Below are 11,857 nucleotides of genomic sequence, written 5' to 3' on the forward strand. Positions count from 1 at the left end.
AACAACGGCAAGGTCCGCCTCGACGAAAAGTCGACCATCACCAACAACGACCCCACCAACTGCGCCGGCACCGTCAAGGACTGCTTCAACTGACCGACGGTCAGCGAACGGATCCACGCAGGGTCCGGCCCCCTACCACCTCGGTGGCAGGGGGCCGGATCGTCGTGGGATCAGCCCTGGACGAAGACCGCCACGCTGCGCGCCGGCACGGTGAACGTGCCGCTTGCCTGGTCGAACGAGGCGGTCCGCAGCACCGAATCGGCGGACTCCCGCAGCACCGGGTGCAGCGCCACGTTCGCCCCGCGCAGGCCGGTCACCGTCTGCTTCGCGGCCCCAGGGGTGGCGTTGAAGACGACGGTCACCGACTTCCACTTCCCGTCCAGCCCCCGGGCGTCCAGGGTCATGGTGAGCACGCCCGGCGTCTCCTTCTCGCCGGAGAGCGGGAAGGCGACCCGCTGCTGCACCTGGCCGGCGGTGGCCAGCCCGAACACCGGCGAGGACTCCCGGATCCGCAGCAGCTCCGCGTACCGGGCGTCGGCCAGGTTGATCGCGGCGCAGTCCGGCACCAACGTCGGATCGGCCAGCAGCGGCTTCGCGTACGACCACTTGTCCTGGTTGTCCTGCGCCGGCGGCAGGCCGGCGCCGAACCCGTTGCCCCGCTCGCAACCCCAGCGGATCTGGTTGAACCAGTCACCGGAGTTGAACGAGTTGCGGTCCAACGACTTCGACCGCAGCCGTTCGGTGCCGGCGGTGACGAACCCGGTGCCCTGCCCCAGCACCACCGTGCTCAGCGCCAGCACCTGCATCCGGGAACGGTCCGCCGCGGTGGTGGCCTGCGGCAGCTTGTACGCCAGCGCGTCGTACAGGATCTCGTTGTCGTGCGCGTCGACGTAGGTGACCGCCTCCCCGGGCGCGGCGGTGTAGCCGGCCGGGGCGCCGTTGTAGTCCACCTGCGCCCCGGTGACCGTCCGCCCGGAGGTGTCGGTGAACCGGTAGTCCCGCAGGTTGCCCGTGAGACCCACCTTGATCAGGTCGTGGGCGTGCAGCAGGCGGGCCTTCTGTGCCGCCGCCGACCCGTTCACCGGGTCGCCGTTGGGGTCGCTGTAGAGCCCGGAGGCGAAACCCTGCGCGCGGGGGTTGGCGTCGAACGGTCCGCCGCCGCGTACCGCGTCGCGCAGCCGGTCGTTGAACGTGCCGATGCCGGTGCCGGCCATGTTGGCCTGGGTGGCCTGCACGAACCGGGCGTCATTGGCGACCTCGCCGAAGTTCCAGCCCTCGCCGTAGAGCATGATCGCCTTGCCGTCCACCCCGTCGCGGGCGACGGTCAGCCGGTCCAGCGCGGCACGCACGGCCAGGATGTTCGCCTTCGGGTGGTGGCCCATGAGGTCGAACCGGAAGCCGTCCACCTTGTACTGCTTGGCCCAGGTGACCAGCGAGTCGACGACCAGCTTGCCCATCATCGCGTGTTCCGGCGCGGTGTTGGCGCAGCAGGTGGAGTTGGCCACCGTCCCGTCGTCGAGCAACCGGTGGTAGTAGCCGGGCACCACCTGGTCGAGCACCGACTTCTCGTCGACGCCGGCCGCCGAGGTGTGGTTGTAGACCACGTCCATGACCACCCGCAGGCCGGCCTCGTTCACCCCGGCGACCATCCGCCGGAACTCGGTGGTCCGCGCCGCCCCGACCGGGTCGACGGCGTACCCGCCCTCCGGCACCGTGTAGTGCAGCGGGTCGTACCCCCAGTTGTAGCCGTCGGTGTCGGCGACCGCCGCGACGCACTTCTGCTGCTGCTCGGAGTCCGGCGGAAGCGCCGCCAGGTCACAGGCCGGCTGGCGCTGGTCGGCCCGCTTCTCGGGGATCGTGGCGAAATCGAACGCCGGCAGCAGGTGCAGGTGGGTGACACCGGCGTCGCCAAGCGCCCGCAGGTGCGTCATGCCTGCGGTCTTCGGGTCGGTGAACGCCAGGAACGTCCCCCGCCGGTCGGCCGGCACGGTCTCGTCGGCGATGGAGAAGTCGCGCACCGACAGCTCGGAGATCTGCGCCTTCGACGCCGGCACGGCGGCCGGCTTGCGCAGCGTCCGCCACCCCGCCGGGGCCAGCGCCGGATCGTTCAGGTCGACCAGCTGGCTGTGCGTGGAGTCCGCGGCGAGAGCCACCGAGTACGGGTCGGTCACCGACGCGGTGACCATCCGCTGCGCGGCCGGCTGCCACGCCTGCACCTGGTAGCGGTAGTACTTCCCCGTCCAGGCGTGGCTGCCGCGCACCGACCAGACGCCGGTGCGGTCGTCGCGGCGCATCAGCACCGTCTTCGGCGCCGCGGCGGGTGAGTCGAACAGTTGCAGCGCCACCGTCCGGGCGGTCGGCGCCCAGAGCGCGAGGCTCGGCGTACGGCCGGCGAAGGTCGGACCGAGCGTGACCTGGGTGGCCCGGGAGTACACGTCGTCGAGCACGCCGGGAATCTGCACGCCGGTCGCGGCGAGCAGGGCGCCCGCCGCGTCGCGCTCGGTGACCAGCAGCTGCCCGCGCAGCGCCGCCGGCACCTTCGCCAGGTCGCCCCGGTCGAGGGAGAAGGCCCGGTAGGACCACAGGTGCGGGAACGCCGCGCGCTGGGCCTCGGTGAGCCCGTTGCGCTGCGCCCGCAACGGCAGACTGGTGTACGTCCCGGACAGCTCGCCGTCGACGACGCTCACCCCGCCGGTGGGGGCGGCCACCAGGGCGTACACCCGACCGTCGGTCGGTGGTGTCTGCCAGGCCACTGTGGACCGGTCGATCCATTGCGCCTTCTGCTTGCCGATGTCGGTGTCCCCGCCCGCGCTGGTCGCGGTCGACGGCAGCAGCCGCCCCGGGGTGGCGGCGAGCAACCACACCTCCCGGCCGGCGCTGGCGAAGTCGAGCCGCTGGTCGTCGGGCAGATCCTTGGTGTCGCCCTTGTGGATGATGTAGTTCAGCCCGGTGGCCCCGGCCGCCAGCGGCACCCGGAACACCGCGCCGAACGCGTCGATCGACGTCGGCGCGAGCGGGGTCGCCCACTCGGTCGGGTTGGCCGCACCGTCCCACAGGTGCAGGCCCCACCCGTCGTACTTGCCGTCGGCCCGCCGGTAGTGGATCACCGCGGTGCCCTCCTCGACCGCCGGGTCCGGTTGACCGGTGGCCGCCTGCCTGCTCGGATAGATCGCCGGTTCACCCTGCTTGAGCCAGACCTCACCGGTGGCCGTCACGTCGATGCTGCGATCCTGGGCGACGTCCTTGGTGCCATTCTTGTCGACCACCACGAAGCCCACGGACTTCGCGCCCGGCTTGAGCTTCACCCAGGCGAACCGGCCGTAGGAGTCCTCCCCGGCGAACGGCTGCCCCTTCGGCCACTCGGTGACGTACGCCGGGTCGATGTCGCCCCAGGCGTACAGCCCCCAGTCGTCGTACCCCCCGGCCGGACGCTTGTAGTGCACCACCGCCCACTCCCGGGACCCACCCTGCTCGGGCGTGCCGACGACGGCGACGGACCGTGCCGTCGCGGTGCGGCCACGGCCGTCGCGGACGACGGCGCGGTACTCGATCCGGGTGCCGCCGGCCAGCCCGTCCAGGTCGTGGTGCACGGTGTACGGCGCGTGGTCGGCGCTGCCCAGCAACGTCCACCTGCCGCCGGCCACCCGGGCCGCCACGGTGACGGTGGCCAGCGGGTCGCCGGTCACCTTCGCGGTGACCGCCGCGCGGGTCGCCACCGAGGCGCCCGGCGCGGGGGTGGTGATGCTGATGGTCGGCTTGCCGGTCGGCCGGGCGATGGGGGTGCCCGCGCGGTACACGGCCGCCGACAGCGGCGGCACGGTCAGCGTCAGCCTGCCGTCGCCGCCGGCCCGTTGGCCGCCCGATCCGCCGTAGATGCCGGTGAAGGTGGCGCCGGCCGACCAGGTGTCCACGGTGACAGTCTGCGCGGTCTCGGCGTTGTTCACCGCCACCACGTACTCGGTCCGGTCGGCGGGGGTGATCCGGGAGGCGGCGAACACGCCGGGGCCGTCGGCGGCGTACCGGGTGACCTGGATGCCGTCGCGCAGCGCGGGGTGCGCCTGGCGCAGCCGGCCCAGCTCGGCGATCGTCCGGTACAGCGGGTGGCCGGTGTCGAACTGGTCGCTGGCGTGGGTGCGGTCGGTGCCGAGCAGGTCGTCGTCGAGGTAGTCGGGCACCTTCGAGGCGAACATGTCCTGCCGGGCGTCCTTGTCCCCACCGGGGCCGGTGAAGCCCTGCTCGTCACCGGAGTAGACCACCGGCTGACCGCGGGTGAGGAACATCAGCTGGTGGGCGAGCTGGTCCCGCCGCAGGTGGCTGGCCGGGGCGGTGCCGCCGCCGGCGATGAACGACCCGATCCGGCCCATGTCGTGGTTGCCGAGGAACGTGGTCAGCCGACCCGCGTCGGTGTCCCGGGCGGCGTAGAGGTCGTCGCGGGCGTAGACGTCGGCGAGGGCCTTCGCCGAGCCGGCGCCCGCCGTGTAGCCCCGCGCGGCCTCCTGGAACGCGAAGTCGATGGTGGCCGGCAGACCACCGCGCCGCACGTACGTCGACGTGATCTCCGGGTTGGCGCTGTAGACCTCGCCGAACAGGAAGAAGTCCTTCTTGCCGGCCTTCTCGGCGGCCCGCTCGACGCCCCGGGTGAACTGCGGCCAGAAGTCCATGTTGACGTGCTTGACGGTGTCCAGCCGGAACCCGTCGACGCCGGTCGCGCCGATCCAGTCGCCGTACGCCTTCGTCATGCCCCGCACCACCTCGGGACGCTCGGTCCACAGGTCGTCGAGGCCGCTGAAGTCGCCGTACTCGCTGTTCTCACCGGAGAAGGTGGAGTCACCCCGGTTGTGGTACATGGTCGCGTCGTTGAGCCAGGCCGGCACCTTCACGGTGGCGTCGCCGGGCTCGGGAAAGACCGGCGTGTACGGGCCGGAGTTCCTGTCGACCGTGGGGAAGTCACGGCTGCCGTCGGCGTAGTTGCGGTCCTCGAAGGCCCGCCCCTGCGCGTCGACGTACGGCGAGGTGGCCTTGTCCACGTAGGCGTAGGAGTCCTCGGCGTACTTGATGACGTCGGCGGTGTGGTTGACCACGACGTCGAGGTAGACCTTGATCCCCCGCCGGTGCGCGAGCGAGACCAACTCCTTGAGCTGCGCGTTCGTGCCGAAGTGCGGGTCGACCTGGGTGAAGTCGGTGATCCAGTATCCGTGGTAGCCGGCCGAGATGTCGTCGCCCTTGCCCTGCACCGGACGGTTCTTGAAGATCGGTGCGAGCCAGATGGCGGTGGTGCCCAGACCCTGGATGTAGGCCAACTTGTCGATGACGCCCTTGAGGTCACCGCCGTGGTAGAAGCCCTTGTCGGTCGGGTCGAGCCCGGTGCGCAGCCGGTCGCCGGTCAGGCCACCGGAGTCGTTGCGCCGGTCGCCGTTGGCGAACCGGTCCGGCAGGACGAAGTAGAACTGCTCGGCACGCGCGGTGTCGGCGCCGGCGGCCAGCAACGCCTCGGCGGTGGGCTCGTCGCGCCACTGGACGGCGCCGGCCGCGGCGAGGGGGTCGGTGCCGGACGGTCGGGGGTCGGCGTCGGCGCCGAGGGGCCGCGCGGAGTCCGGCGTACCGACGAGGGTGAAGGTGAGCAGGCAGACGAGCGCGAGCAGGGCGGTACGCGGAATCGGCGGGGGTTTCATCGACGGCCTTCCTCTGGTCGTGATTGGCCGCACGCTAACCCTTGCCGAAACAATCTGCAATACCTTGCAAACAAAGTCGTAACCGAGCAGTGTCCTTGCGGAAGCACAGCTCAGAACCCGCCGCAGCGCACTCCGTCGACTGTGCAGCCTCGCGGCGTCGTCGACGCCCGTTCCAGGTGGAACCGCAACGCCACCGACCCGCCGGCCGGCACGTCCACCCCGCTGACGTACGTGAAACCGCCGTCGAACTGCCGCACCGTCCCCTGGGGCACGCCCTCCACCCAGGTGGTCACCAGCCGACCACCGGCGAACTCGAACCGCACCGTCCAACCGCGGTCCACACCGGATGCGTTGATGATCAGCACCTCGCCGATGAAACCTCCGTCGAAGCTCTGCACCACCCGGTAGCGTCCACTCACCGCCGGCGGCTGCTGCGGCGGCACCCCCGCCGACGGTCGCAGCGAGGTCGGTGCCACCGTCGGGCCGACCGCCGGTGGCCGCGACATCGCCGGCGTGCTCGGGGGCGGCCCGCTCGCCCGCGGCGACAGCCCCGGCAGCACCGGCGCCCTCTCCGGCAGCGGTGTCGACGACAGGTCGGACGGCGTGACCGGCGCCTGCGGCAACGGCAACCCCGCCGGCGGCGGCCCGTCGTCGACAGCCGGACTACGCCCCCGGTACGCACCCAAAGCCACGAAGAGCAGAACCACCATCACGACGAGGCCGGCGCACACCACGATCCACGGCGACGACGCGATGGCAGCCGGACCGTGCGACGGTCGCGGCGCGCGACGCATGCCGGACATGTGCCTCCCTCAGCGTGCCGTCCGGGCAGCGTAGCGATCGACGGCCCGGCCCGGAAGCGCCGACCGCCGCCACCGGCACCGGTTCAGCCGAAGCGACAGTCGACGCCGTTGACCGTGCACCGCACCGGCCGCTGCGCCGACCCGTCCCAGGCCAGCCGCAACCGCAACGTCTGCGTGTCACCCGGATCCAGCGCCGCCCCGCCGCTCACCACGAACCCACCGCCACCCTGCGCCGACACGGAGATCCCCGGATCACCGCTGACCCGCAGGCCCCGCATGTCCTCCTCGAACGCCAACTCCACCCGCCAGTCCGCCGACCGGGCCGACTCGTTCGTCACCGACAGCACGGCCTCCGTCGCGTCCAAGCCGTCCGTACCGACCTGGTACCGGGCGGTCACCGCCCCCTTCGCCGGCGCCACCGCCGGGGCGCTCGTCCGGGCCGGCGACGGCGAGCCCGTGGTGGCGCGCGGCGACGGCGTCCGGCTGCTGCGCGACGGCCGCGGCGACGCCGTGCGCCGCTCCAGCCCACCCGGCGTCGGCCCCGACGACGCCGTAGCCGGCACGGTCGGCAGGAACACCGGCGGCGCGGCCTGCGGCGCGCTCTCCCGCTCCCGGGTACGGAACGACAACAGCGCGATCACCAACAGCACCACCAGCGCGCCGATGCCGAGCAGCACCACGATCCACGGCACCGACAGCACCACGCGCGCCGTCCGCGGACCCCCCGCACCGTCCGGCCCTGACGCCATCAGGTCTCCCCTCGTCCCACCGACGCGACAGCGTAGCCAGCGGCGGCCAGACCGAAAACCTCGCGGGTACAGATCGGACCGACCGGCCCACCCGAAGCGGAAAACGGCTCGCCCGCGTGGACGGTCGCCCGGCGGTCAGGCCGTCCGGATAACGGTGCAGATGACCGGACCCTCACCCGACGTACGCAGCAGATAGCGGTACCGCTCCCCCGGCACCGCGTACCCCCGGCTGTCCAGGAACTCCCACTCCACCGACACCATGGTCAGCAGCGCCGACACCGGCTGCACGTCCTCGATCCGAGCGTGCGCGGCGATCAACTCCCGATCCTGGTAGTCGGGCGCGGCGCCCACGAAGGACAGCGCGACCGCAGCGAGAGAGGTGAACGAGAAGCTGTACGTGTCGGCCACCACCAACCCGGGCAGGGCGTAACAACCGGCGAGCGACGGCAGGTCGCCGGAGGTCATCGCGGCGCCGTACCGGTCGAAGAAGCCGGTCAGCGCGTCGAGATCGGTGGAGGCGTTCACGCGACAGCAATTGCCGCTCACCGGGCGGGCCAAACCTCAGCGGGGCGGCACCCGCACCTCGATCTCCGCACCCAACCGGGCGCCACCGGTCAACCCCAGATCGTCACCACTCCAGAACCGCCCCGGGTCGTACCAGTTTGGACGCTTACCGGCGGGCAGCAGGCCCATCGCCTCGTAGGTCACCGCCACCACCTCGGCGCAGTACGCCGTCTCCAACGCCCTCTCCCGCGCAGCTGCGCTGGCCGGAGCTGCCGTCGTCCCCGGGGTGGCCGTTGTCCCCGAGTTGGCCGTCGTCCCCGAGTTGGCCGTCGTCCCCGGGTTGGCCGGTGTCCCCGGGTTGGCCGCAGCGCCCGGAGCGGCCGTTGTCCCGGGGTTGACCGCATTGCCCGGGGTGGCCCGGCTGGCCCGGGGCCCCGACCCGGCCGGATTGGCCCCGGTGGTCGGGGTTTCCGACGCGGCCGGAGCGGCCGGGTCGGCCCAGGTCGCCTGAGCGGCCCGCGACACGGCTCGGAGTGCGGCCCGGCCGGGGCCCGGCAGCGACGGCACCCGACCGCGCACCCACCGCCACGCCAACTGGGCGGTCGACGGGAACGGCGTTCCGTCCAACCGCGCGACGGTCCGCAGCACCGCCCGCTCCATTTCACCGTCTGCCGGCGGGTCGAGCTGCCGCAGCCACGCGCGCTGACCGTACCGGTTGGCCCACACGCAGACCGCGTCCCGCAGGTCGTGCAGCTGCACGCCACGCTGGTGCGTGCCCGACCACAGGTCCGGCAACGATCTGCCCAGCTCCGCGTGCCACATCAGCGGCGGCATGTCGTCCAGCACCACCGCCATCCCGACGTGGTTGACCGGGCTGTTCGTGGTGAACTGGATCGCCCGGTCCGGCCCGCTACGACCCCGGAACACCCACACGTCACCGGTGCGGGTCAACTCGACGGCCTCATCCAGGCTGATGCTCATGAGGGTCTAGCCTAGGCCGATGCGGCAACGAATGCGGTGGTGGAAGGTCCTCGGGCTCGCCGGCCTCGCCGGGGTCGCGGCGTCCGGTGTGGTCATAGCGCGGGCCGAACGGCGCCGGCGCGCGTACACGCCGGAGGAGATCCGGCAGCGGCTGCTGGAACGTCACGCCCAGGCCAGTGAGGCAGCCAAACCCGCAGACCCCGCCTGACGACCCGGACCCGGTCGAACCTCCCCGGTCTACCCCGCGCGGTCCCACGCCGGTCCCCACCCGACTTGTCCGGCCGGCCCAGGTGATCGGCGGACAATCCCGCCGGCCTTCATGATCGTGCTCGATCCTGGATGTAGTGGCCTCGCCCGCGTGGCGATGGCCCTGTTTCCTGGATCGAGCACGATCATCCGGTGGCGGTAGGGCCGCGCGGAGGTGATCGACTCGGGTTCGGTGATGTGGGGGTGTCCGGCGCGCCCGGATACCCCGGTATCGCCGAAGTCGAGTCGATCAACCCCCCGGGGTGGTGGCGTGACCCCGAGGTCGGCGTGCAGTGGCGTGCCGCCCACCGAGGGACACCATGCACGGCACGTTCCGGCGGGCATGATCGTGCTCGATCCCGGATGTAGTGGTCTCGCCCGCGTAGTGAGGGCCCTGTTTCCAGGATCGAGCACGATCACCCGGTGGCGGTCGGGCCGCGTGGAGGTGATCGACTCGGGTTCGGTGATGTCGGGGTGTCCGGCGCGTCCGGATACCCCGACTTCGCCGAAGTCGAGTCGATCAACCCCCGGGGTGGTGGCGGATTCGGAGGTCGGGTGCAGTGGCGTGCTGCCCACCGAGGGACACCGTGCACGGCACGTCTCGGGCGGGGCATGATCGTGCTCGATCCCGGACGTAGTGGCCTCGCCGGCAGGGTGAGGCCCCTGTTTCCGGGATCGAGCACGATCATCAGGTGGGCGCAGGGCCGCGCGGAGGTGATCCACTCGGGTTCGGTGATGTCGGGGTGTCCCGGGCGCCCGGATACCCCGACTTCGCCGAAGTCGAGTTGATCACGACCGGGTGGTGGCGGATGTCCGTTTCCGATGGATGGTTTGGGGTGGATTCGGCATCGCCGTCCCGTGGTCGGTGCCACCCTGGTGGCGGAATCGGGGACCCGGCGGGGTCGTTATACCTGGCATGCCGCCGCGAAGCCTCGGGCTTCGGTGGCGCGGCAGCCGCCGGGAACACCCGCCCGGCCGCCACGGTTACACCCCCCGCACAGCCGAGCAGCACCACTGCCCGGTCCGTGTGGCGGCCGTCGGGAACACCCGTGCGGTCGCCGCGGTTACATCCCCGCACGGCCGAGCACCACCGGCCGGCGTGGTCTGGAATGCGGAATGACTCGCTGCCCCGGGCCGTTGCACCACCCTCCGGGACATCCCCGTGCAGGCCCCCTGCTGGGTCGCCGGGTCAGGTCCCCCGTGAACTTTCCCGCTCGGCACACATCCCCCGTTTTTGTGTGTCGTTGCGTTTCCCCCACATGCAGAGGAGCACGCCATCATGCGTACCGATCTGATTCGTAAGACCGCTCTGACCGCTGCTGGCCTCGCCTTCACCGGCGGCGCCATCGCCGGCCCGGTCACCACCGCCTACGCCGCGTCGCAGGCCAAGCCCGCGTCGCAGACCCAGGCCGACCGCAAGCCCTCGGGTGAGCGTCAGCTGGGCGTGCGCTACGAAGCCCAGCCGAACTTCTACTACTGCGGCCCCGCCGCCGCCCGTAACGCCCTGTCCGTGCAGGGCAAGGACATCAGCGTGGACGCCATGGCCAAGGAGATGGGCACCACCGAGGCCGGCACCAACAGCATCAACGACATCACCCCGGTACTCAACAAGGAGACCGGTAAGAACGACGCGTACCACAGCGTCGAGATCAGCAAGCCCGACGCCGACGCCACGCAGACCGACCAGCTACGCGCCGACATCGTCAAGACCGTCGACAACGGCCGCGCCGTGGTCGCCAACATCGCCGGCACCAGCACCGACACCGACGGCAACACCCACTCGTTCGAAGGCGGGCACTACATCAGCGTCGTGGGCTACCGCGACAACGGCACCACCGTCCGGATCGCCGACTCCGCCGACCCGAACACCGCCTCCTACGACATCACCGTCGAGCACCTCGCCGACTGGATCGCCACCCGCGGCTACGCCACCAGCTGACCACACCCCAGCACCACCACCGACAAGGGCCGGACCCCACCACGGGGCCCGGCCCTTTCGGCATGCCCCGGGTCAGCGATCCCTGCCGGTGCGGGCCGGCTCCGCGGACTGCGCCGGCTCAGTGGACTGCGCCGGCTCGGCCGCACTCACGCGGTGGGCCCGTCGGCGTAGCCACCACGTGCTGGCCAGCCCTGCGAGCACCGCGAGGACCAGGCCGGCCCAGGAGATGTCCTTGAGCCAGTGCTCGGCGGCCCGGCCGACGGTGAACAGCAGGTACGTGGTGCCGAACGCCCACACCAGCCCGCCGGCGGCGTTGGCCAGGAGGAACCGCCGGTACGGCACGTGCAGTGCCCCGGCGAGCGGGCCGGCCAGGATCCGCAGCAGCGCCACGAACCGGCCGAAGAACACCGCCCAGACGCCGTGCCGGGCGAAGCTCTGCTCGGCCCGGGCTAGCTGGGCGGGGCCGAGATGGCGGGGGAAGCGTCGGCCCAGCCGGGCCAGCAGCGGGCGGCCGCCGCGGCGACCCACCGCGTACCCGATGGAGTCGCCCACGATCGCTCCGGTAGCGGCGGCCGTGGCCACCCACTCCGGCTCCACCACTCCGGTGGCCGCGAGCAGGGCCGAGCTGACCAGGACGATCTCACCGGGCAGGGGTACCCCCATGCTCTCCACGCCGATCACCCCGGCGACGAGCAGGTAGACCGCGATCGGCGGCAGCGACACGAGCCAGTGCTGGACGTCGAACACGGTTGACCCTCCTCCGACCGGACCTCGAACCCTACCCGCGGCGGCCTGCCCGGCCGGCCCCTCGACGAAGACCCGGCGGCGGGCGGTGCGGGCACGCGCACACCCCTTATCCATCCTAGGAGGCTAGGGATGGAGCGATGGGCGAACCGTGCGCCGAGTTGCGAAACTAGCAAGACGGACGTACGGTTTTGTTTGAGAGCGGAATCGTCGGTAAGT

Annotated in this window: 8 protein-coding genes; 2 read left to right on the forward strand and 6 right to left on the reverse strand. The window is 71.8% G+C overall.

All coding sequences use genetic code 11. From position 1 onward, the window contains the following. Positions 1 to 170: 170 nt before the first annotated feature. The 5 genes from pulA to ABZT87_RS08910 all read right to left on the reverse strand — a co-directional run bounded on the left by pulA (position 171) and on the right by ABZT87_RS08910 (position 8,709). Positions 171 to 5,672, reverse strand: a complete 5,502-nt coding sequence (gene pulA, locus ABZT87_RS08890; RefSeq protein WP_355134635.1) for a pullulanase-type alpha-1,6-glucosidase — start codon at positions 5,670 to 5,672, stop codon at positions 171 to 173. Positions 5,673 to 5,782: 110 nt separating this feature from the next. After that, positions 5,783 to 6,475, reverse strand: a complete 693-nt coding sequence (locus ABZT87_RS08895; RefSeq protein WP_355134637.1) for a cellulose binding domain-containing protein — start codon at positions 6,473 to 6,475, stop codon at positions 5,783 to 5,785. An 83-nt stretch (positions 6,476 to 6,558) separates the two neighbouring features. Continuing rightward, positions 6,559 to 7,224 (reverse strand): hypothetical protein, encoded by a 666-nt coding sequence (locus tag ABZT87_RS08900; protein ID WP_355134639.1) that lies wholly within the window; start codon positions 7,222 to 7,224, stop codon positions 6,559 to 6,561. A 135-nt stretch (positions 7,225 to 7,359) separates the two neighbouring features. Then, entirely contained in the window at positions 7,360 to 7,749 is a 390-nt protein-coding gene (locus ABZT87_RS08905) for a hypothetical protein (protein WP_355134641.1), read from the reverse strand. 36 nt (positions 7,750 to 7,785) lie between these two features. After that, positions 7,786 to 8,709, reverse strand: coding sequence for a hypothetical protein (locus ABZT87_RS08910; protein ID WP_355134643.1), 924 nt, complete (start codon positions 8,707 to 8,709; stop codon positions 7,786 to 7,788). A gap of 19 nt (positions 8,710 to 8,728) precedes the next feature. On the opposite strand from ABZT87_RS08910, the gene ABZT87_RS08915 reads away from it, so the two are divergent. Next, a complete protein-coding gene (locus ABZT87_RS08915; protein ID WP_354863390.1) occupies positions 8,729 to 8,917 on the forward strand; it encodes a hypothetical protein in 189 nt (62 codons plus the stop codon). Between the two features lie 1,317 nt (positions 8,918 to 10,234). Then, entirely contained in the window at positions 10,235 to 10,894 is a 660-nt protein-coding gene (locus ABZT87_RS08920) for a C39 family peptidase (RefSeq protein WP_355134645.1), read from the forward strand. Positions 10,895 to 10,966: 72 nt separating this feature from the next. Here ABZT87_RS08920 and ABZT87_RS08925 read toward each other — a convergent pair whose 3' ends face one another. Next, positions 10,967 to 11,641 carry a DedA family protein gene (locus ABZT87_RS08925; protein ID WP_354861785.1) on the reverse strand — a complete coding sequence of 225 codons (675 nt, stop codon included), beginning with the start codon at positions 11,639 to 11,641 and terminating at the stop codon, positions 10,967 to 10,969. Positions 11,642 to 11,857 lie beyond the last annotated feature (216 nt).

Origin of the sequence: Micromonospora sp. NPDC005237 (assembly GCF_040607775.1) — a bacterium.
Taxonomy (GTDB): Bacteria; Actinomycetota; Actinomycetes; order Mycobacteriales; family Micromonosporaceae; genus Micromonospora.